The sequence below is a fragment of the Enterobacter sp. 198 genome (assembly GCF_009025585.1).
GTDB lineage: Bacteria > Pseudomonadota > Gammaproteobacteria > Enterobacterales > Enterobacteriaceae > Enterobacter > Enterobacter ludwigii.
In genome coordinates this window covers 176,405-197,298 of record NZ_WCIM01000010.1, presented here as the reverse complement: position 1 = coordinate 197,298, position 20,894 = coordinate 176,405, and the positions used below count along the sequence as shown (strand labels likewise).

Here is a 20,894-nt window from a genome sequence, read left to right as displayed (position 1 = left end):
GTGTACAGGCCGGGTCAGCGTTAACGCTACCCGGCTTTTTTTATAAGGAGACATAGATGGCAATTGCACTGGTCACCGGCGCCAGCCGCGGTATCGGTAAAGCCACCGCGCTGCAGCTGGCGCGCGAAGGCTACACCGTGGCGGTGAACTATCACCACAACATTAAAGCCGCGACGGATGTGATCACGATGATTACCGACGCGGGGGGCACCGCGTTTGCCGTGCGTGCAGATATCAGTGATGAAGCTCAGGTGCTGGCAATGTTCGACAGTATCGATCGTGAAGCCGGACCGCTTACCGCACTGGTGAACAACGCCGGGATCCTGTTTGAACAATCCACGATTGAACACCTCTCCGCTGAACGGATCAACCGCGTGTTAGCCACGAACGTGACCGGTTATTTCCTCTGCTGCCGCGAAGCGGTAAAACGCATGTCGTTCAGACATGGTGGCAAAGGCGGCGCGATCGTGAACGTGTCATCCGCGGCATCGCGCCTCGGTGCTCCGGGTGAATATGTGGATTACGCCCCGTCCAAAGGTGCTGTCGATTCGTTGACGACGGGATTATCGCTGGAAGTGGCAGCGCAAGGGATCCGCGTAAACTGCGTGCGTCCCGGGCTGATTTACACCGAGATTCATGCATCTGGCGGTGAGCCGGGCCGGGTGGATAGGGTCAAATCCATGCTGCCTATGCAGCGTGGCGGTCAGCCGGAAGAGGTGGCGCAGGCGATTGTCTGGCTGCTGAGCGAGAAAGCCTCGTATGTGACGGGAAGTTTTATTGAACTGGCGGGTGGGAAATAAACATCTCCTCTCCCCATCGGGGAGAGGAGAAAAGCGTTAAAGCGTCTCGCCGTTGCTGGCAATCACGTCTTTGTACCAGTTAAAGCTCTTTTTCCGCGAGCGTGACATATCGCCGGTACCGTCGTCGTGCTTGTTCACATAAATAAAGCCGTAGCGCTTGCTGTACTGGCCGGTAGTGAACGACACGCAGTCGATGCAGCCCCACGGGGTATAACCCATCAGATCCACGCCATCATACGTGACGGCTTTCATCATCTCTTCCACGTGCGCACGCAGGTAGTCGATGCGGTAGTCATCGTTGATGCTGCCGTCTTCTTCTACTTTGTCGTAGGCGCCAAAGCCGTTTTCCACGATAAACAGCGGTTTCTGATAACGCTCGTACAGTTCGCACAGGGAATAGCGCAGACCCACCGGGTCAATCTGCCAGCCCCAGTCAGAGGCTTTCACATGCGGGTTCGGTACGCTGCCTTCAAAGCCTGAGATAGCATCGCCAGTACCGCCTTCCGCTTTCACGGCGTTGGTCATGTAATAGCTGAAGCCCAGATAGTCACAGGTGCCTTCACGCAGGATCTCCTCGTCACCCGCTTCCATATGGATGGTGAAGCCACGGCGTTCCCATTCATTAAGCACATAGGATGGGTAGTAACCGCGCAGCTGGACATCGGTAAAGACATAGCGTTCACGCATGGATTCCTGAGCAAACATCACGTCCTCTGGTTTACAGGAGAACGGATAGAGCGCCACCATTGCCAGCATACAGCCGACTTTCATTTCCGGGTTAATGCGACGCGCCGCTTTCACCGCCAGCGCGCTGGCAACGAACTGGTGGTGCAGCACCTGGTACATGGTCTCTTCCGGATTGTCATGCTCGGTATAAACCACGCCTGAGCAGCAGTAGCCAAACAGCGGCGCACGCCAGTTACGCTGGTTGTTGATCTCGTTAAAGGTCATCCAGTATTTGACCTTATTTTTGTAGCGCTCAAACACCACTTCCGCGAAGCGCACAAAGAAATCCACCACTTTACGGTTGGTCCAGCCGCCGTACTCCTGCACCAGGTGGAGCGGCATTTCGAAGTGGGAGAGGGTAATGACCGGTTCAATATTGTATTTCAGCAGCTCATCGAACATGTCGTCGTAGAACTTCAGGCCTTCTTCATTCGGCTGTGTTTCATCCCCTTTCGGGAAGATACGCGTCCAGGCGATAGAGGTGCGGAAACATTTGAAGCCCATCTCAGCAAACAGCTTGATGTCTTCTTTGTAATGGCCATGGAAGTCGATAGCTTCGTGGTTCGGATAGTATTTCCCCGGCACGACTTCCTGCGTGATTTCGCGCGGCACGCCGTGCGCACCGCCCGTTAAGACATCGCAGATACTCGGCCCTTTACCGCCTTTGTTCCAGCCGCCTTCAACCTGGTGAGCGGCCACTGCGCCGCCCCATAAAAAGTCTTTTGGTAGGGTAAGTTTTTTCATCGCTGCTATTCTCAGTAAATGACATATTGCGTTCGAGTCTAGCAAAGCGGAATTAAATGTCACGATATAACAATTCGCTGAAAATGTAATTTGTCACATCGAAAAAACAGGGTGTTTTATTCTGTCAGTTTCTTCGCCAGTTTCCGGCCAAGTGATTCGAGAATATAGATGACGGGTATTTGTGTGGTGATATCGTACACGCCGCCTATCCGCGCCTGAGGGACATGCCAGGAGAGGTTAAAGTCCGCGAGCTTTGCCAGGCGCGAGTGCTCGTGGCTGGTAATGGAGAGCACTTTGCAGCGATGCAGGCTAAACTGGCTGGCAAAGCGCAGGATCTCTTCGGTTTCACCGGATACCGACAGCACAATCGCCAATGCATTTTTAGCCATATCATTGGTGACCGGGAAATAAGGATCGTCGATGTGGTTGCTGAATTTACCGATATTCGAAAAGAAGCGTGCGCCATATTTTGCCAGCGAGCCAGACGTGCCCGCGCCGACAAATATAATACGTTCGGAAGATAAAATAATATCGACCGCCTCATCTAATAAAGCATCGAACTCTTCGTTATTAACGCCTTTAAAGAAGCTGATAATTTCACTGGCACCAAAATTTGCCTGCTGAGGTTCGTTCTGCTCTAAATAGAGCTTAAAGCGCACGCGGAATTCAGAGTAGCCTTCGCAGTTGAGTTTGCGGCAAAAGCGCAGGATAGTGGTCGTTGAGACGCCAGCCGCATCCGCCAGCTCGCGGATGGTCATGTACATGACTTTGTCACGATTTTTAATGACATAGTTGTAGACCATCATTTCCAGATTATTGAGACTGGCAATGGCGGCGTGGGTGAACATACTCACAATGGCGAAACTCTCATTCAGACATCATTTATCCATCATAACATGCAGCAAGTCGGCAGGATCCAATTTTATGCCCTTGATTCTTAATGATTAAATTTTAATGTGAACAAATGTTAGGTGAATAATTTGTTTATGTTCATGATTTATAGATAAAAATTATGTTTGTGAAATTATTTTAGCTAACAGGTGTTCACTGGAATCATTCTCAGTTAGCATAGACAGGTGATGAATATTCATCGTTAGTTTTCCCGGAGTTTTGTATGGTGAGCAGACCATTAATTGCACAGGGATATTCGCTGGCTGAGGAAATAGCCAACAGTATTAGCCACGGTATTGGCCTGGTTTTTGGGATTGTCGGTTTAGTGTTATTGCTGGTGCAGGCGGTGGATACGAATGCCAGCGCAATGGCCATCACCAGCTACAGTCTGTATGGCGGGAGTATGATCCTGCTGTTCCTGGCGTCGACGCTGTACCACGCTATCCCGCATCAACGGGCCAAGATCTGGCTCAAGAAATTCGACCACTGCGCTATCTATCTTCTTATTGCAGGTACCTACACGCCTTTCCTGCTGGTGGGTCTTAACTCGCCGCTGTCGCGTGGCCTGATGATTGTTATCTGGAGCCTGGCGCTGCTGGGGATCCTGTTTAAGCTGACCATTGCGCACCGGTTTAAGGTGCTGTCGCTGGTGACCTATCTCACGATGGGCTGGCTTTCGCTGATTGTGGTTTATCAACTGGCGATCAAGCTGGCGGTAGGGGGCGTGACGCTTCTGGCCGTTGGGGGCATCGTCTACTCGCTGGGCGTCATTTTCTATGTCTGCAAGCGTATCCCGTACAATCATGCTATCTGGCATGGGTTTGTGCTGGGCGGTAGCGTGTGCCACTTTTTAGCGATTTATCTCTATGTGGGGCAGGTTTAATTTCAGAACGTTGATCTTCTTGCCTCCGCCCTCTCTTCGTGAGAGTAAGCAAAAAAACGGTAACCGTCAGGTTACCATTTTTTTATCTCGTCGCCGGGCAATGACGCCTTACTCTTCCAGCGAATACGGCAGTGGCTCAATGCTCAGTGTATTAGCATCGTCACGCACGCGGAACACGCTGTCGGCTTCCATATCGTTGTTCATGACGGCCTGCACCAGAAGGCGGCCATCATCCAGTTGAACTGCGGCTAACACCGTGCCGGTACGGCGCCAGTTCTCGCCCATCTTCAGCTCTAAATCTTCACCAGCGTCAGGCACGCGGCTGGCGTGGCCCGCCAGGGTCCACAGTGCGCGTTTGTTGGCTCCGCGGAATTTGGCGCGTGCCACCATCTCCTGGCCGGTATAGCACCCTTTCTTAAAGCTAATGCCACCCAGCGCCTGCAGGTTGGTGGCCTGAGGAATGAACTGCCCGCTGTTTGCGGCGTCAATCACCGGCAGACCAGCTTCAATGTTCAGCGCCAGCCACTGTTGGCTGTTATTAAACTGGGCTTCACCACGCAGCGCCTCGGTGACGCGTTCGGCGGTCGCGGTATCCGTGACTAACAGAAAGCGTTCCGCCGGGTGTTCAAACCACAGGATAGACGTTGCGCCTTCGCTGACGACCTGTTTCTGGGCATCCGGGAGCTCACTGAACAGATTTTTCAGCGCCGCACGGGCCTGGAAGCCTGCCACGCCCAGCAGAACGTGTTCATCATCCGCGGCGATAGTGACTTTTGAGAAGACCGCGTATTTTTTCAGCTCGGTGAGCTGCGCGTCCCGCAGGCTGCGGCGCTCAATAAAGGCAAAACCCTCCTGGCGACGGAACAGGCGCAGGTTGCTCCACATCTTCCCTTTTGGATCGCAGTGTGCGACCAGCAGATGCTGGTGTTCGTCCATCTGGCTGACGTCGGCGGTTACCTGGCCCTGCAGGTATTTTTCGCTGTCTGCACCGGTGAGTGTCGCCAGCGCCCAGTCATCAAGAGTAATAAGCGTCAGCGGCAGACGCGCAGAGGCGGCGGGCTGGCGAGGAGAAAATGGTGTAAAGGCCATAACGATATCCTGAATTGCTTAACGCTTTGATAATGCCTAATGGTAAAAGAGCCTGCTGGCATTGCAAGCGCTTTCAACAGGCCATTTGTGCCATAACCCGGTTATGCGTAGCGCCACGCAAAATAGTGTAATCCGCTGTCTTTATAGGGTTTATTGTGGAAGCGCGCTCGTGGTTCGCAATATTCCAGTAAAGAAACGGTCAAAAACACGTTACACTAGCTGGTGTCCCCGCAGAGAAATCAAGAACACTGGACGGGGTGCCGACTGTGCCAAACGTAATGCAGGAAACAGAACATGGATATTAACAACAAGGCCCGTATTCACTGGGCGTGCCGTCGCGGCATGCGTGAACTTGATATTTCCATCATGCCTTTCTTCGAATATGAGTATGACAGCTTAAGCGATGATGATAAGCGTCTGTTTGTTCGCCTGCTTGAGTCTGACGATCCTGATTTATTTAACTGGCTGATGAATCACGGCAAACCCGCCGACACCGAGTTGCAACGGATGGTGCAATTAATTCAAACACGGAATCAGGAACGTGGTCCTGTGGCAATCTGACCTTCGCGTCTCGTGGCGCTCGCAGTGGATGTCGTTGTTGCTCCACGGCCTGGTCGCGGCCTTTGTGTTACTGATGCCGTGGCCGCTTAGCTATACGCCTCTGTGGCTGCTGTTGCTGTCGTTTGTGGTGTTTGACAGCGTGCGCAGCCAGCGCCGCATTCATGCCCGTCAGGGGGAGATCAAATTACTGATGGATTCCCGCCTGCGCTGGCAGGGAAAAGAGTGGGAAATTCTCGGTATGCCCTGGATGATCGCTTCCGGCATGATGCTGCGGCTACGTAGCGTGGACAGCGGGCGTCGCCAGCATCTGTGGCTGGCCGCGGACAGTATGGATAGCGCTGAGTGGCGGGACCTGCGTCGGATGTTATTACAGCAGCTGACGCAGGAGTAATTCGCGTTAGCTGAACTGTTCTGCCATTTCGCCCAGAATCTGCTCACACCAGCTTTGCAGGCGCTCATCGCTGAGATCGTACTGGTTGGTTTCATCCAGTGCCAGCCCGACAAACAGCTGCCCATCGGCAATAATCGGTTTCTTACTGGTGAACTCGTACCCTTCGGTTGGCCAGTAACCGATAAACGTGACGCCCTTCGGTGCCAGTTTGTCGTGCAGCATGCCGAGTGCGTCCAGGAACCACTCACCGTAACCCAGCTGATCTCCCATGCCGTACATGGCAATGATTTTGCCGTCGAGGTTAAGCGTATCAAGCTGGTCCCAGATGGCTTCCCAGTCTTCCTGTATTTCGCCAAAATCCCAGGTCGGGATGCCGAGGATCAGCACGTCGTACTCCTCCATCAGCGTAAGCGCGTCATCTTTCAGGTTATGCAACGTCACCAGTTCCGGGCCAATGATGTCCCGAATTTTCTCTGCCGCCATTTCGGTGTAGCAGGTGCTGGAACCATAGAACAGACCAATATTCATCGCGTGACTATCTCAATTCTTGCTTTGACTTTGCGCGTAGTGTACCAGAAACCGATCGCAATCAGGCATAATGGCCTGACTGCAGAATCAAAGGGGCTGATGTGGAAAAGGATCTCGCACTCATCGAACAGTTTCTCGATGCACTGTGGCTGGAGAAGAACCTGGCCGAGAATACGCTCAGTGCCTACCGGCGCGATCTCACCATGCTGGTGGAGTGGCTGGCGCACCGCGGGCTGTCGCTGGCGAACGCACAAAGCGACGACCTGCAGGCGCTGCTGGGCGAGCGGATGGAAGGGGGCTACAAGGCCACCAGTTCCGCACGTTTGCTCAGCGCAATGCGTCGGCTGTTCCAGCATCTCAACCGTGAAAAAATTCGCGGAGACGATCCCAGCGCGCTCCTGGCCTCCCCGAAACTCCCGCAGCGGCTGCCGAAAGATCTCAGCGAAGCACAAGTTGAGAGATTATTACAGTCACCCGCAGTTGACCTGCCGCTGGAGTTACGCGATAAAGCCATGCTTGAGCTATTGTATGCTACCGGTTTGCGTGTTTCTGAACTGGTCGGCCTGACGATGAGCGACATTAGCCTTCGTCAGGGCGTGGTTCGTGTAATCGGTAAAGGAAACAAGGAAAGGCTGGTGCCGCTGGGTGAAGAGGCGGTGTACTGGCTGGAAACGTATCTGGAGCACGGTCGTCCATGGTTGCTTAATGGCGCTTCAATCGACGTCTTGTTCCCCAGCCAGCGCGCACAACAGATGACGCGGCAAACGTTCTGGCATCGCATCAAACATTACGCCACACTGGCGGGTATCGACAGTGAAAAGCTTTCGCCACACGTTTTGCGTCATGCCTTTGCGACGCATCTGCTGAACCACGGCGCTGACCTGCGCGTGGTTCAGATGCTGCTGGGACACAGCGATCTTTCCACGACCCAAATTTATACCCATGTCGCGACGGAACGGCTGCGGCAGCTACACCAACAGCACCACCCACGAGCGTGAGTGCCGACGAATTAGGATCTTATATGAAAAAGTCTTTCGCGCTGTTCACCCTGCTGGCAGCCTCATTTACCGGTTTTGCCCATGCGGATGACGCCGCTATCAAACAGTCTCTGGCGAAGCTTGGCGTCACCAGCAGTGATATCCAGTCTGCACCGGTTGCCGGCATGAAAACGGTTCTGACGAACAGCGGCGTGCTGTACGTGACCGAAGACGGAAAACACATTATTCAGGGGCCAATGTACGACGTGAGCGGTGCACAGCCGGTCAACGTAACCAACCAGCTGCTGATGAAAAACCTGAACGCGCTCGAAAAAGAGATGATCGTTTATAAAGCGGCGCAGGAAAAACACGTCATTACCGTCTTCACCGACATCACCTGCGGCTACTGCCATAAGCTGCATGAAGAGATGAAAGATTACAACGCGCTGGGGATCACCGTGCGTTATCTGGCCTTCCCGCGCGCGGGCGTTGAGAGCAAGCCAGAGCAGGATATGAAAGCTATCTGGTGTGCGAAAGACCGCAACAAAGCCTTTGATGACGCGATGAATGGCAAAGGCGTGCAGCCTGCATCCTGCGACATTGATATTGCTAACCACTACGCGCTGGGTGTGCAATTTGGCGTGAACGGTACGCCAGCGATTGTCCTGAGCAATGGCTATGTTGTTCCGGGTTATCAGGGACCTAAAGAGATGAAAGAGTTCCTTGACGCGCACCAGAAACAGTTTGGTGGTAAATAATTCGCGTGAAAGCCCCAATAAAACTGCGCCGCCGCGAGGCGGTTGAACATGCTGATTTGCCTGACGACCTCCCGCCGCTGCTAAAGCGGCTTTACGCCAGCCGTGGCGTGCGTACCGCCGCCGACCTTGAGCGCAGCGTTAAAGGGATGTTGCCATGGCAGCAGTTAAACGGCATCGAAAAAGCCACAGAAATACTCTACAACGCGCTGTGTGAAGGTACGCGCATTGTGGTGGTGGGGGATTTTGATGCTGATGGCGCAACCAGTACCGCGTTGAGCGTGCTGAGCCTGCGCGCGCTGGGCTGCGACAACGTGACATATCTGGTGCCGAACCGGTTTGAAGATGGTTACGGCCTCAGCCCGGAAGTGGTCGATCAGGCCCATGCCCGCGGCGCACAGCTGATCCTGACCGTAGATAACGGGATCTCTTCCCATACGGGCGTCGATCATGCGCATCAGCTGGGGATCCCGGTGCTGGTTACCGATCACCACCTGCCGGGTGAAACGCTGCCTGCCGCGGAAGCGATCATCAACCCGAACCTGCGCGACTGCGATTTCCCGTCGAAATCACTCGCAGGCGTCGGCGTGGCATTTTATCTGATGCTGGCGTTACGCACGCTGCTGCGTGATAAGGGCTGGTTCGACGCCCGCGGTATTGCCGTGCCGAACCTGGCCGAGTATCTCGACCTGGTCGCACTGGGGACCGTAGCAGACGTGGTGCCGCTCGATACCAATAACCGTATTCTGACCTGGCAGGGCTTAAGCCGCATCCGGGCGGGCAAATGCCGTCCTGGTATCAAAGCGCTGCTTGAGATTGCTAACCGCGATCCGCTCAAGCTGGCGGCAAGCGATCTGGGCTTCGCTCTGGGGCCTCGCCTGAACGCGGCCGGCAGACTGGACGATATGTCCGTTGGCGTTGCGTTGCTGCTGTGCGACAACATTGGTGAAGCGCGCGTGCTGGCTAATGAACTGGACGCCCTGAACCAGACTCGTAAAGAAATTGAACAGGGAATGCAGGTTGAAGCGCTGACCCTGTGCGAAAAACTGGAACGCAGCGGCGATACGCTGCCGGGCGGCCTGGCGATGTATCACCCTGAGTGGCATCAGGGCGTGGTGGGCATTCTGGCTTCGCGTATTAAAGAGCGTTTCCACCGCCCGGTCATTGCGTTTGCACCGGCTGGTGATGGCACCCTCAAAGGCTCCGGGCGTTCGATTCAGGGGCTGCACATGCGCGATGCGCTGGAGCGTCTGGATACCCTCTACCCGGGTCTGATGCTCAAGTTCGGCGGTCATGCCATGGCGGCAGGTTTGTCGCTGGAAGAGGCGAAGTTCGACGAGTTCCAGCGTCTGTTCGGCGAGCTGGTCACCGACTGGATTGACCCGGCCCTGCTGCAGGGCGAAGTGGTTTCCGATGGCGAACTCACGCCGGTTGAGATGACGATGGAAGTGGCACAGATGCTCCGGGATGCAGGGCCGTGGGGGCAGATGTTCCCGGAACCCCTGTTCGATGGCCGCTTCCGTCTGCTGCAACAGCGCATTGTTGGTGAGCGCCATCTGAAAGTGATGGTCGAGCCTGTAGGCGGTGGCCCGCTGCTGGACGGTATTGCCTTTAACGTCGATACCGCTGTCTGGCCGGACAACGGCGTGCGCGAAGTTGAGCTGGCTTACAAACTGGATATAAACGAGTTCCGCGGTAACCGCACCCTTCAGATCATCATCGACAATATCTGGCCAATTTAGCGGCAGTAATCTCTATAAAAAAGGGCGTGGATTCGGTACAATCCCGCTCTTATCACCGCATTTTGACAAGTCCATAAAAGAAAACAGACCATGTTTGAAATTAATCCGGTAAAAAACCGTATTCAGGACCTCACGGAGCGCTCTGACGTTCTTAGGGGGTATCTTTGACTACGATGCCAAGAAAGAGCGTCTTGAAGAAGTAAACGCCGAGCTGGAACAGCCGGACGTCTGGAACGAACCTGAACGCGCGCAGGCGCTGGGTAAAGAGCGTTCCTCTCTCGAAGCTATCGTAGATACGCTGGATCAAATGGCTCAGGGGCTGGAAGATGTTTCCGGTTTACTGGAGCTGGCCGTCGAAGCTGACGACGAAGAAACCTTTAACGAAGCCGTGGCTGAACTCGACGTGCTCGAAGAGAAGCTGGCACAGCTTGAATTCCGTCGCATGTTCTCCGGTGAATACGATAACGCTGACTGCTATCTCGATATTCAGGCAGGTTCTGGCGGTACCGAAGCCCAGGACTGGGCCAGCATGCTGATGCGCATGTATCTGCGCTGGGCGGAAGCCCGCGGCTTCAAAACCGAAATCATCGAAGAGTCTGAAGGTGAAGTGGCCGGTATTAAATCTGTCACCATCAAGATTATTGGCGATTACGCCTACGGCTGGCTGCGTACCGAGACGGGGGTTCACCGCCTGGTGCGTAAGAGCCCGTTCGACTCCGGCGGCCGTCGTCACACCTCCTTCAGCTCCGCGTTTGTCTATCCGGAAGTTGACGAAGATATCGATATCGACATCAACCCGGCGGATCTGCGTATCGACGTTTACCGCGCATCCGGCGCGGGTGGTCAGCACGTTAACCGTACGGAATCTGCGGTGCGTATCACCCACATTCCAACCGGGCTGGTGACGCAATGCCAGAACGACCGTTCCCAGCATAAGAACAAAGACCAGGCCATGAAGCAGATGAAAGCGAAGCTTTATGAGCTGGAGATGCAGAAGAAAAATGCTGAGAAACAGGCGATGGAAGATAACAAATCTGACATCGGTTGGGGCAGCCAGATCCGTTCTTACGTCCTTGATGACTCCCGCATCAAAGACCTGCGTACCGGGGTTGAAACCCGTAACACGCAGGCGGTGCTGGATGGCAGCCTGGACCAATTTATCGAAGCAAGTTTGAAAGCAGGGTTATGAGGAACCAACATGTCTGAACAACAAGCACAGGGCGCTGACGCGGTAGTCGATCTTAATAACGAACTGAAAACCCGCCGCGAGAAGCTGGCAGCACTGCGCGAGCAGGGCGTGCCGTTCCCGAACGATTTTCGTCGTGACCATACCTCAGACCAACTGCACGCTGACTTCGACGGTAAAGAGAACGAAGAGCTGGAAGCGCTGAACATCGAAGTGGCCGTTGCTGGCCGCATGATGACCCGTCGTATCATGGGTAAAGCCTCCTTCGTGACGCTGCAGGACGTTGGCGGCCGTATTCAACTGTACGTCTCCCGTGACGACCTGCCGGAAGGCATCTACAACGAGCAGTTCAAGAAGTGGGACCTGGGCGATATTCTGGGGGCGAAAGGTAAGCTGTTCAAAACCAAGACCGGTGAGCTGTCTATCCACTGCACCGAACTGCGTCTGCTGACCAAAGCCCTGCGCCCGTTGCCGGACAAATTCCATGGCCTGCAGGATCAGGAAGCGCGCTACCGTCAGCGTTACCTGGATCTCATCTCCAACGATGAATCCCGTAAGACCTTCAAGATTCGCTCTCAGATCATGGCCGGTATCCGCCAGTTCATGGTTAACCGCGACTTTATGGAAGTGGAAACCCCAATGATGCAGGTGATCCCGGGCGGCGCGTCTGCACGCCCGTTCATCACCCATCACAACGCCCTCGATCTGGACATGTACCTGCGTATCGCGCCGGAACTGTACCTGAAGCGTCTGGTCGTCGGTGGTTTTGACCGCGTGTTCGAAATCAACCGTAACTTCCGTAATGAAGGCATCTCCGTGCGTCATAACCCAGAGTTCACCATGATGGAACTCTATATGGCGTATGCGGATTATAAAGATTTGATCGAGCTGACCGAATCACTGTTCCGTACCCTGGCGCAGGACATTCTGGGCACCACTAAAGTGCCTTACGGTGAAGAAGTCTTCGACTTCGGCAAGCCGTTTGAAAAACTGACCATGCGCGAAGCGATCATGAAATACCGTCCAGAAACCAACATGGCCGATCTGGATAACTTCGACTCTGCGAAAGCGATCGCGGAAAGCATCGGTATCAACGTTGAGAAGAGCTGGGGTCTGGGCCGTATCGTGACCGAGATCTTCGAAGAAGTGGCCGAAGCGCACCTGATTCAGCCGACCTTCATCACCGAATACCCGGCAGAAGTTTCTCCGCTGGCACGTCGTAATGATGTGAACCCGGAAATCACTGACCGCTTTGAGTTCTTCATCGGTGGCCGCGAAATCGGCAACGGCTTTAGCGAGCTGAACGATGCAGAAGATCAGGCTCAGCGCTTCCAGGATCAGGTTAACGCGAAAGCGGCGGGCGATGACGAAGCGATGTTCTTCGACGAAGACTATGTGACTGCGCTGGAGCACGGTCTGCCACCAACCGCAGGTCTGGGGATTGGTATCGACCGTATGGTTATGCTGTTCACTAACAGCCACACCATCCGTGATGTGATCCTGTTCCCGGCGATGCGCCCGGTGAAGTAAGCCGTTAAGACAGTAAAAAAAGCCCCGAAAGGGGCTTTTTTATTGCGCCGCGAAGGCCCTGAGCGCGTCGCGGGCGACCGTCGCTTCCTGTACCATCCACGGGCTAAAGCTCCAGGGGGCAGCGTCCAGTGCGCGGAACAACGCTTCCAGTTCGACCCATTCATACTCCATCACTTCATCGTGATTAATATGCAGTTCGCTGGTGACGCGTGCTGCGAATACCGGGCAAATCTCATTCTCCACGATCCCCGAAGGATCGGCTTCACGGTAACGGAATTCAGCGGCGATGGGGGTGATATTGGCGATCTCTGCGCCAACCTCAAAGCGGCAACGGCGGATGATAGCCTGTTCCGTCTTTTCACCAGACTGAGGATGTCCGCAAACGGAGTTGGTCCAGACACCTGGCCAGGCTTTTTTGCTTAAGGCGCGTCGGGTAACCAGACACTCACCTCTGGCGTTAAAAAGCCACGATGAGAAAGCCAGGTGCAGCGGGGTGTGGGCGGTGTGCGCGGCGTACTTTTCCTGAGTGCCAATCACCATTCCCTGGTCATTTACCAAAATAACGTGTTCTTGAATACTCATTGATGCTCCAGTGCCAACGATGCGGATGGCTCAGCACCATCAGCAGCTGCATTATACTGCATTCCTCCATGCGCCGTTTGCTCTCAAGAGCGGAAAAGGGCTGACCCATATCAGTCTGGGCTGGTATCATAGTGCGCCATTCACGCTGACCGAGGATCTGTTTTGTTTGCAGGAAGCCTGACGAGAAATCCCATTACCGCCGTTTTTTGTCTGACGCTGACGCTATTACTGGCAGGCTGTTCAGGAAGCAAGTCGTCGGATATGGGCAGCTATTCCGGTGCGGTCTATACCGTTAAGCGCGGGGATACGCTGTATCGGATTTCGCGCGCAACGGGGACCAGCGTGAAGGATCTGGCGCGTCTGAATAACATCTCTCCACCCTACACTATCGAGGTGGGGCAGAAACTGAAGGTTAACGGTGGCGCGTCTTCAACGAAGAAATCCTCTAAAGGCAAAACAGCTAAAGTGACGCCGTCTTACGCGGTGCCGCAGTCCTCATGGCCTCCGGTCGGCCAGCGTTGCTGGGTCTGGCCTGCCAGCGGCAAGGTCGTGTTGCCTTACTCCTTGTCTGAGGGGGGCAATAAAGGCATTGATATCGCTGCTGCGCGCGGCACGCCAGTCTATGCATCAGGAGCAGGGAAGGTGGTCTACGTCGGCAACCAGCTGCGCGGTTACGGTAACCTGATCATGATTAAACATGGGGAAGATTACATCACTGCCTATGCCCACAACGATACGATGCTGGTGAACAACGGGCAGAATGTGAAGGCTGGGCAGAAGATTGCCACCATGGGCAGTACCGGCACGGACTCGGTGAAGTTACACTTCCAGATCCGCTATCGCGCCACAGCCATCGATCCGCAGCGTTATCTTCCGGCGCCAGGCAGCAAGCCAAAGTGCTAAGTGATTATATAATCGCCATTTAGTTGCAAAGAGGCTTGTATGAAGAGGCGTAAGGTCTATAATGCCTTACGCACCTCAAAGCGGGCGTAGTTCAATGGTAGAACGAGAGCTTCCCAAGCTCTATACGAGGGTTCGATTCCCTTCGCCCGCTCCAGATCTCTCCCCTTGTGAAGAAGCCTTTAAATCCCTCTCTATCAGCAAATTAAATAGTTACCTGTTTTAGTCGCCTATGGGTTCTATCATTATGATCCGTCCCTGGTGGTAACTGTCACACTAAGTTAGACGGTGAGAGACAGGATAACTCAGCGTTGGCGGCAGTTGCATCCTCACACCGCGGTAGTAAAACGTGAAAAAAACCTATCCTGGCATTGTTATGACATCGACAGACTGATCACTCGCATTAAAGCCCGATATACAGGCTCTTCCAGCGCTTCGACAGATATACGAGCACCCTGATAAGGTGTGATCCTTCTGACAATATGATGAAGTCGCTACGCTCTGCTTGTTGCTTGTACCGCTAACGGGGCTTTATGGCTGCTATTGTCCAAAATCTGTTAGTTGCGCATTTTATGCACCCTGGATACCCTGAGATTAATCCTATTAACTCAAGGGTGAGCATGGCTAGCGGGAAGAGACAGAACCAAAAGGAATCACCTGAAGAAGAGTTGGATCGCTTGCTGGATGATCTTGAACTCACACAAGAGCAACGAGAGTTTATAGAATCTATGCGGCAAGAGGAGGGGGATAAAAGCAACGGGGAGTAGTGTTTGCACCGTTACTGCGTTTGATGAATGGCTAAAGTTCGCGTATAGACTATTTCGAATTATGATTTTACGATGTAGATAAATCATACAAGGAGGGCAGTTTATGAGCGCGCAGGCGGAGGAAGGTACATTACGCCGGATGACGTTAGGCGAGATTGCAATGGCTCGTAGGGTGTTCGGAGATTCAATAGTTTATAGCCGTGTCTGGATTCATTGCGACAGCTATTTACCCTTCGGACTTCAGAAACAAAACTATGCGATGACTCCCAACGGAGAGTTATGGTACAGAAAGTCGATGTACAGAGAAGATTTTTCCGCAAACTCTGTTTTCATCGAAGATAAATACGTTTTCATCCACGAACTGGGGCATGTGTGGCAACACCAACATGGGCAATGGGTGAGAGTGAGGGGGGCTTTTAGCTGGGCTGCTGAATATACCTACAAGCTGGATAAAGAAAAGCTCACTGATTACTCTCTTGAACAGCAAGCCTCTATTTTGGCTGATTACTGGTTACTGCTGGTTTATGGTATCAATAAGTGGTCTTACTATCAGAGACCAGGGCGCATGGGGATGTACAGGGGCGTTGATATGTCGCAGGATGTCCCCTCGCTTTATCAGAAAATCGTAACAGGGAAGGGGCGTTAAACATGAAGAATAAAATATTGCTGGGTGTTGTATTCCTCTTAACGGGATGCCCTGGGCCTGGTGATCGAATGGTAGATCGCGAATCTACAACGGCATTAATCAAAGATAATCAAGTTTGTGTGGTGTCACCACTGGAGCCGCAGGAACGGATCACTGCTATTCAAATCAATAGCGATAATAGCGACTCTCTTCACAAGATTTTCGATGACAAGCCTGTTTATGTACCGAAGGGTGAGTGTCTTCCAGTATTTGGATTTAAGTTTACATCTGGAAAACGATATAACTTCGCGTATGACGTCCAATCTGATAAGTCAGAATCGCATTTAGTCACCGCAGAATTTTCGTATCCCAAAGGATAAGGGAGCAGAATGCCCCCAAGATCTTACTTCTTCAAGTCACCAGTATATTGATATTCCATTGTGACTATTGTTTCCATACATCCGCTTGAGGATGGTTGAGAACAAACTCAGGTATAACCGCCGTGACCTGCTCCCCATTCATTAACACATCACAATGTAAGTTATATCTGTATAAACCACATGAGAACGTCCCCTTAAAAAAGTGTTTTTGACAAATACATCATCTGTATCCTCCGCCAGGACGAACCGGGGTTTTGCATTGAAACGCTGTCTTAAGGATGCTATTTAAGACGCCATCTTCTGGAACTTATGCAAGAAGTCTGGCGGTATGGAAGTACCCGAAGTGAAGCGGGAAGCCGTGGGCGTTATGTCTGAGTGAGCACGGATTCAGCGATATTTCCATGCCCGGAAAATCATAAATGGCTTGCGGCAGGGCTATAACGAGTACAGACCTCATTTATCGCTTAATGACCAGACTCCATCTTAATTTGTCGCAGGACTGACTTTTAATCAAAAATAAGGGGTGTACATTCTTACCGCCTGGTAATAACTCCACCCCCTCAAAACAATCAGGACTGTTTTGCCGCTTTACTCTGTGGGCAATCGTTGCCGCCCTGCATCACAACCTTTTCACTGCGCGAAGCATCGCCATACACGCATAACGTACCTTCATCGGTATGAATTTGCTCTTTCAGCGGCAGGGACGTTTCCTGAGCGATGGCATAGCAGGAGAGCGCCGGGAAAAAGGTGAGGGCACTTATGAACAGAAAGGTTTTCATCATCTCGCTCCAGAACAGGGATAACGTTTATTGTGTTATCACACCCTTAAGCCGGCAATCGCTGCGTACCCGCTAGCTTTTTTCCATCACCGACTGGCGAGGTGTGAGTTTACCAATCACGGGGGAGAGCTCTGACGTGCGAACAGGTCGGCCATCCACCAGGCTTTTAATGCGCTCAACGCACTGAGTGAGCAACTGATCCATTGGCCACGAGATACAGGTCAGCTGTGGATAGAGCTGGGTTGCCAGAGGCGAATCTTCCAGACTCAGCAGCGATACTTCCTGCGGAACGGAAATGCCAAATTCCCGGAACAGACGCATCGCTTCAGCGGCATAGGCATCACGTTTAACCACAATGGCGGAAAACTTGCTCAGGCTATTGATGAGCGTCAGCAGCGCCTGTTCAACATCTTCATTCGCCGTTAACACCAGCTGGCGATTAAACGGCAAAGAGTAGTTTTGCAGGACGTTGCGATAGCCTTCCACCATCTTTTTACTGTTGTCATCGTGTTCGCTGTCAATCACCAGTGCGATATTGCGATGGCCCTTACCCGTCATGTAACGACAGGCGCTTTCCGTCGCAAAGGCAAAGTCATATCCCTGAGGTTTCGCATCCACCATGGGACGATCGAAGGAGATAACATTCTCTGCGCAACCGGCCGCAACCGGCCCAAAGACTACGACAGCAACGCACTGGCGCTGAAGATCATCAACGGTGACAGCCTGCTCAACAGGATCGTTTACGTACTCTACGATGAGCGTTTTATTCAACGCTTTCATGGCGCGGGAGAGCGCAGGCAGCAAACGTGCTCCGCTGCTTTCATCCTTCGCAGAGAGAACCAGACCAACGTAGCTTGATGACTGACTTGCCAGGTTTTGCGCGGCAAAGCTTGGGCGATAATTAAGCTCTTCTACGGCGCGCAGCACGGCTTCACGGCTCTCTTCGCGCACGCCGCGCGTCCCCGTCAACACGCGTGAGACGGTTGCTCGTGAGACATTGGCTAATCGTGATACATCGTCAATCGTTGGCATAGCATTTTCTGCGTGGTGGGTTTTGGTTATCTTAACATAACCCACCTTAAGAATCTTAGCGCCCCCCACAGGCGGTTTCACGTCTGCGCGGCGTGCAAACCCGGTAGCCACGCCGCGCCACGCACGCCACTGGCGTCGCCGTAACGGGCCGGGACGATACGGGTACGGCAGCTTTCCGAGAAGATGTAGGGCCTGATGGCGGCCGGAAGTTCGTCGTACAGCTGGCTGACATTTGATAACCCACCGCCCAACACAATAACCTGCGGATCAAGAATATTGATCACCGAGGCCAGACTGCGTGCAAAGGCGTCGATAAAGTGGCACCAATGGGCCCGCGCGGTCAGGTCTCCCTGTGCCGCCGCTTCAATGATGGCCTGCGCGCTCAGTTCGCTGGGATAACGGCGGGCAAAGCCGGTGCCAGAGATAAAGGTTTCGATACAGTTATGTTTCCCGCAATAGCAGGACTGCGCCGGACCATCCGTCTCGGGGGCATAGCCAGGCAACGGGTTATGTCCCCATTCGCCAGCGATGGCGTTTGGCCCCTGAAGCAGACGCTTATGTACCGCCACGCCACCGCCGCATCCGGTACCGACAATTACGCCAAAGACGGTATCTGCTTCTGCGCCTGCGCCATCAACCGCTTCAGACAGGGTGAAGCAGTCCGCGTCATTGGCTATCCACACGGGCTGATTGAGCTGCTGTGCTAAATCATGTTTCAGGTCGTGACCGTTGAGCACCAGGCAGTTGCAGTTTTTAATTAGCCCGCTTTGTGGGTCGATGGCCCCCGGCAGGCCAATACCGATACTGAATGGCACTTCACTTACCGCGCGCGCTTCGCCGATAAACGCCAGCAGATGGTGCATAAAGGCGTCATAACTCTCTTTTTGCGTCGGACGACGCTCACGCCAAAGGCATTCGCCCTGAGGCGAAAGCAGAACGGCTTCCATTTTTGTGCCGCCAATATCGAGTCCAAGATAGTGCATACGTTCCTCGAAAAGGAGAGGCCAGCGCCTCTCCTGAATGGTTATGCCTGACGAGTGCGGTACAGTTCGATCAGCTCCGTCACCAGTTCTTTCGCCAGAATCGAGGTCATCAAATGATCCTGAGCGTGCACCATCACCAGCGTCATTTTGGTTTTGCCTTCCCCTTCGTCAGCTTCGATCAGTTGGGTTTGTACCAGATGCGCTTCACGGGCGAAGTGCGCCGCCTCTTTCATTCGCGCGTCGGCTGAGGCAAAGTCACCTTTTTTTGCGAAGCCAAGCGCTTCGTAGCAGAGACTGCGTGACTGACCGGCATTGATAATAATGCCCATGACCTGTTCTTCTAATTCCATCAGTAACCTCTGTGTTTTCACTATCAGACGGACTGTGCCGCTTCTTCAGATTGTTCAACCGCATTTTCATGCTCTTGTTCCAGCAGCTGCTTCTCGTACGCTTTGAGGAACGGGAAGTACATGGCCGCTGAGGTAACCATGCACAGCAGGCAGAGGATCACCGGGCTAAAGCTCCAGTTGGCCGCCCAGGATGCGCCGATAGGGGCAGGCGTTGTCCACGGTGTCATCGAGACCACGCGACTGACCAGGTCGAAATCAAGGGCAAAGTAGGCGAGGGTGGCGTTGACCATCGGAACCAGCACGAACGGCAGGAAAAAGAGCGGATTCATGATGATAGGGGCACCGAATAAAATCGGTTCGTTGATATTAAACATCCCCGGCACCACACCCATACGCCCAATGGTACGCAGATGCACCGCTTTGCTGCGCAGCAGCAGTAACGCCAGCGGCAGCGTAGAGCCGACCCCGCCAATCAGCAGGTAGTGATCCCAGAATCCCTGAACGTAAATGTGCGGGATCGCCTGACCGGCAGCCATTGCTGCCTGGTTAACCGACAAGTTCGCCATCCAGAACGGGTTCATAATTCCGGTGACAATTAGCGCGCCGTGGATGCCCGCAAACCACAGAACCTGGCACACCAGCACCGAGAGCAGAATGGCAGGCAGCGTATCGGAGGCGGCAACCAGCGGTTTCACCAGCGACATAATCGCTTCCGGAATAATCATGCCGAGCTGAGCCTCAATGAAGAGGTTGAGCGGGTGCAGAGTGACAACAATTGCCAGCACCGGGATCAGAATTTCGAACGAACGCGCAACGCCCGTAGGCACTTCTGGCGGCAGGCGGATGGTAATATTGTGACGCTTCAGGAAGGCATACAGCTCGGTAGAGTAGATAGCCACCAGAATGGCCGTGAAGATCCCTTGCCCGGAGAAATAGGCGGTAGAAATCTGCCCGTCTTTTAACGGCGCAGCCACCAGCAGAAATGCCATCAGCGACAGCATGCCGGCGGTAAGGGCATCCAGATCGTGATGTTTGGCCAGGCTCGCGGCGATCCCGACTGAAATGAAGATCGTCATGATCCCCATGCTGAAGTTGAACGGCAGCATCAGGGCTTCACGGTGATCCAAGGAGAATTGCAGCCATGCCCGGGCGAAACCCCAGGACGTGTCGGGTGAGAAGGGCGGGAAAATAAACACCAGCATAAAGGAACCGACGATCATGAACGGCAGGGCGGTGATAAAGCCGTCACGAATCGAGGTCACATACTTCTGCTGCCCGACGGCGCCTGCCATCGGGGTAATTTTCTGTTCAATGACCTGGATAAGTTTCGCGTACAGAGAGCTCATGGGTTTTCCCTTCGTTATTTGTTATCTATCAGGGAGAGGGCGAAATCGAGAACGGCGCCCCCTTTTTGCATGCCGTAATCCATCATGTTGATAGGCTCAACACGGATCCCGTATTTATCAGCTTGTTTCTGAAGATCGCTTTGCATGTACTTCACCTGCGGTCCAAGCAGCACCACCTGATAGTGACCGACCTGCTCGGCGAATTCGGCTACGCCAAACGCTTTGATCTCCGCTTCCAGGCCACGCTTTTGCGCTTCGTCGACCATTTTTTTCACCAGCAGGCTGGTGGACATCCCGGCAGAACAACACAACATGATTTTTTTCATAACGTCTCCTTTGAACTTATG

26 protein-coding genes and 1 tRNA gene are annotated in these 20,894 nt (G+C 53.5%); 16 read left to right on the top strand and 11 right to left on the bottom strand.

Translation table 11 applies throughout. The annotated features are described in order from the left end of the window. Positions 1-56 precede the first annotated feature (56 nt). Positions 57-800 (top strand): SDR family oxidoreductase, encoded by a 744-nt coding sequence (locus F8561_RS03940; protein ID WP_151887167.1) that lies wholly within the window; start codon positions 57-59, stop codon positions 798-800. Between the two features lie 36 nt (positions 801-836). Here F8561_RS03940 and bglA read toward each other — a convergent pair whose 3' ends face one another. Together bglA and F8561_RS03930 are read right to left on the bottom strand one after the other, a co-directional pair. Continuing rightward, positions 837-2,270, bottom strand: coding sequence for a 6-phospho-beta-glucosidase BglA (gene bglA, locus F8561_RS03935; RefSeq protein WP_020883728.1), 1,434 nt, complete (start codon positions 2,268-2,270; stop codon positions 837-839). A 116-nt stretch (positions 2,271-2,386) separates the two neighbouring features. Further along, positions 2,387-3,118 (bottom strand): MurR/RpiR family transcriptional regulator, encoded by a 732-nt coding sequence (locus F8561_RS03930; protein WP_151887185.1) that lies wholly within the window; start codon positions 3,116-3,118, stop codon positions 2,387-2,389. A 266-nt stretch (positions 3,119-3,384) separates the two neighbouring features. Here F8561_RS03930 and trhA point away from each other — a divergent pair, with 266 nt between their 5' ends. Next, a complete protein-coding gene (gene trhA, locus F8561_RS03925) occupies positions 3,385-4,044 on the top strand; it encodes a PAQR family membrane homeostasis protein TrhA (protein WP_014171517.1) in 660 nt (219 codons plus the stop codon). 108 nt (positions 4,045-4,152) lie between these two features. Here trhA and ygfZ read toward each other — a convergent pair whose 3' ends face one another. Next, entirely contained in the window at positions 4,153-5,133 is a 981-nt protein-coding gene (ygfZ, locus tag F8561_RS03920; protein WP_020883730.1) for a tRNA-modifying protein YgfZ, read from the bottom strand. A gap of 294 nt (positions 5,134-5,427) precedes the next feature. Between ygfZ and sdhE the strand changes: the two genes are divergently transcribed. Both sdhE and F8561_RS03910 read left to right on the top strand, forming a co-directional pair. Next, positions 5,428-5,694 (top strand): FAD assembly factor SdhE, encoded by a 267-nt coding sequence (sdhE, locus tag F8561_RS03915; RefSeq protein WP_003863437.1) that lies wholly within the window; start codon positions 5,428-5,430, stop codon positions 5,692-5,694. Beyond that, positions 5,675-6,085 carry a protein YgfX gene (locus tag F8561_RS03910; RefSeq protein WP_014171514.1) on the top strand — a complete coding sequence of 137 codons (411 nt, stop codon included), beginning with the start codon at positions 5,675-5,677 and terminating at the stop codon, positions 6,083-6,085. Before sdhE ends, F8561_RS03910 begins: the two co-directional genes overlap by 20 nt. Before the next feature lie 6 nt (positions 6,086-6,091). Here F8561_RS03910 and fldB read toward each other — a convergent pair whose 3' ends face one another. Next, positions 6,092-6,613 carry a flavodoxin FldB gene (fldB, locus tag F8561_RS03905; RefSeq protein WP_068794997.1) on the bottom strand — a complete coding sequence of 174 codons (522 nt, stop codon included), beginning with the start codon at positions 6,611-6,613 and terminating at the stop codon, positions 6,092-6,094. Between the two features lie 101 nt (positions 6,614-6,714). On the opposite strand from fldB, the gene xerD reads away from it, so the two are divergent. The 5 genes from xerD (at position 6,715) to lysS (ending at position 12,803) form a co-directional block, all read left to right on the top strand. Further along, on the top strand, positions 6,715-7,611 hold the full coding sequence (xerD, locus tag F8561_RS03900) for a site-specific tyrosine recombinase XerD (RefSeq protein WP_151887166.1): 897 nt from the start codon (positions 6,715-6,717) through the stop codon (positions 7,609-7,611). Between the two features lie 23 nt (positions 7,612-7,634). Next, entirely contained in the window at positions 7,635-8,348 is a 714-nt protein-coding gene (dsbC, locus tag F8561_RS03895) for a bifunctional protein-disulfide isomerase/oxidoreductase DsbC (protein ID WP_020883731.1), read from the top strand. Positions 8,349-8,353: 5 nt separating this feature from the next. Then, positions 8,354-10,087 (top strand): single-stranded-DNA-specific exonuclease RecJ, encoded by a 1,734-nt coding sequence (recJ, locus tag F8561_RS03890; RefSeq protein ID WP_014171509.1) that lies wholly within the window; start codon positions 8,354-8,356, stop codon positions 10,085-10,087. 90 nt (positions 10,088-10,177) lie between these two features. Beyond that, positions 10,178-11,276, top strand: a protein-coding gene (prfB, locus tag F8561_RS03885; protein ID WP_104440355.1) for a peptide chain release factor 2 whose coding sequence is annotated in 2 segments (ribosomal slippage) — positions 10,178-10,252 and positions 10,254-11,276 — 1,098 coding nt in all. Because the reading frame shifts where the segments join, the coding sequence is not laid out codon by codon here. Positions 11,277-11,285: 9 nt separating this feature from the next. Further along, entirely contained in the window at positions 11,286-12,803 is a 1,518-nt protein-coding gene (gene lysS, locus F8561_RS03880) for a lysine--tRNA ligase (protein ID WP_025203283.1), read from the top strand. A 39-nt stretch (positions 12,804-12,842) separates the two neighbouring features. On the opposite strand, the gene idi is transcribed toward lysS, so the two are convergent. Beyond that, the gene (gene idi, locus F8561_RS03875; RefSeq protein WP_014171506.1) at positions 12,843-13,385 is read right to left on the bottom strand and encodes an isopentenyl-diphosphate Delta-isomerase; all 543 of its coding nucleotides are present in this window, start codon (positions 13,383-13,385) and stop codon (positions 12,843-12,845) included. 25 nt (positions 13,386-13,410) lie between these two features. On the opposite strand from idi, the gene F8561_RS24315 reads away from it, so the two are divergent. From F8561_RS24315 to F8561_RS03845, 7 genes are all read left to right on the top strand, one after another. Further along, positions 13,411-13,566, top strand: coding sequence for a hypothetical protein (locus tag F8561_RS24315; protein WP_153852832.1), 156 nt, complete (start codon positions 13,411-13,413; stop codon positions 13,564-13,566). Beyond that, on the top strand, positions 13,548-14,288 hold the full coding sequence (gene actS / locus F8561_RS03870) for an amidase activator ActS (RefSeq protein WP_014171504.1): 741 nt from the start codon (positions 13,548-13,550) through the stop codon (positions 14,286-14,288). Before F8561_RS24315 ends, actS begins: the two co-directional genes overlap by 19 nt. An 80-nt stretch (positions 14,289-14,368) precedes the next feature. Continuing rightward, positions 14,369-14,442, top strand: a tRNA-Gly gene (locus F8561_RS03865). A 376-nt stretch (positions 14,443-14,818) separates the two neighbouring features. Next, positions 14,819-15,052, top strand: a complete 234-nt coding sequence (locus F8561_RS03860) for a hypothetical protein (RefSeq protein ID WP_080271870.1) — start codon at positions 14,819-14,821, stop codon at positions 15,050-15,052. A gap of 103 nt (positions 15,053-15,155) precedes the next feature. Continuing rightward, positions 15,156-15,698, top strand: coding sequence for a type IV secretion protein Rhs (locus F8561_RS03855; RefSeq protein WP_014171503.1), 543 nt, complete (start codon positions 15,156-15,158; stop codon positions 15,696-15,698). 2 nt (positions 15,699-15,700) lie between these two features. Next, positions 15,701-16,057: a putative T6SS immunity periplasmic lipoprotein gene (locus F8561_RS03850; RefSeq protein WP_025203316.1), complete on the top strand. Its 357-nt coding sequence runs from the start codon at positions 15,701-15,703 to the stop codon at positions 16,055-16,057. Between the two features lie 385 nt (positions 16,058-16,442). After that, complete coding sequence (locus F8561_RS03845; RefSeq protein ID WP_071843332.1) at positions 16,443-16,544, top strand: integrase core domain-containing protein; 102 nt, start codon at positions 16,443-16,445, stop codon at positions 16,542-16,544. 82 nt (positions 16,545-16,626) lie between these two features. Here F8561_RS03845 and F8561_RS03840 read toward each other — a convergent pair whose 3' ends face one another. The 6 genes from F8561_RS03840 to F8561_RS03815 all read right to left on the bottom strand — a co-directional run bounded on the left by F8561_RS03840 (position 16,627) and on the right by F8561_RS03815 (position 20,873). Next, complete coding sequence (locus tag F8561_RS03840) at positions 16,627-16,839, bottom strand: hypothetical protein (protein ID WP_134179548.1); 213 nt, start codon at positions 16,837-16,839, stop codon at positions 16,627-16,629. 69 nt (positions 16,840-16,908) lie between these two features. After that, complete coding sequence (locus tag F8561_RS03835) at positions 16,909-17,868, bottom strand: LacI family DNA-binding transcriptional regulator (RefSeq protein ID WP_134179547.1); 960 nt, start codon at positions 17,866-17,868, stop codon at positions 16,909-16,911. A 77-nt stretch (positions 17,869-17,945) separates the two neighbouring features. After that, positions 17,946-18,851 carry an ROK family protein gene (locus F8561_RS03830; RefSeq protein ID WP_063925567.1) on the bottom strand — a complete coding sequence of 302 codons (906 nt, stop codon included), beginning with the start codon at positions 18,849-18,851 and terminating at the stop codon, positions 17,946-17,948. 41 nt (positions 18,852-18,892) lie between these two features. Beyond that, complete coding sequence (locus F8561_RS03825) at positions 18,893-19,222, bottom strand: PTS lactose/cellobiose transporter subunit IIA (RefSeq protein WP_014171499.1); 330 nt, start codon at positions 19,220-19,222, stop codon at positions 18,893-18,895. A 2-nt stretch (positions 19,223-19,224) separates the two neighbouring features. Beyond that, complete coding sequence (locus F8561_RS03820; RefSeq protein ID WP_134179546.1) at positions 19,225-20,547, bottom strand: PTS sugar transporter subunit IIC; 1,323 nt, start codon at positions 20,545-20,547, stop codon at positions 19,225-19,227. Between the two features lie 14 nt (positions 20,548-20,561). Then, positions 20,562-20,873: a PTS sugar transporter subunit IIB gene (locus tag F8561_RS03815; RefSeq protein ID WP_014171497.1), complete on the bottom strand. Its 312-nt coding sequence runs from the start codon at positions 20,871-20,873 to the stop codon at positions 20,562-20,564. Positions 20,874-20,894: the final 21 nt, after the last annotated feature.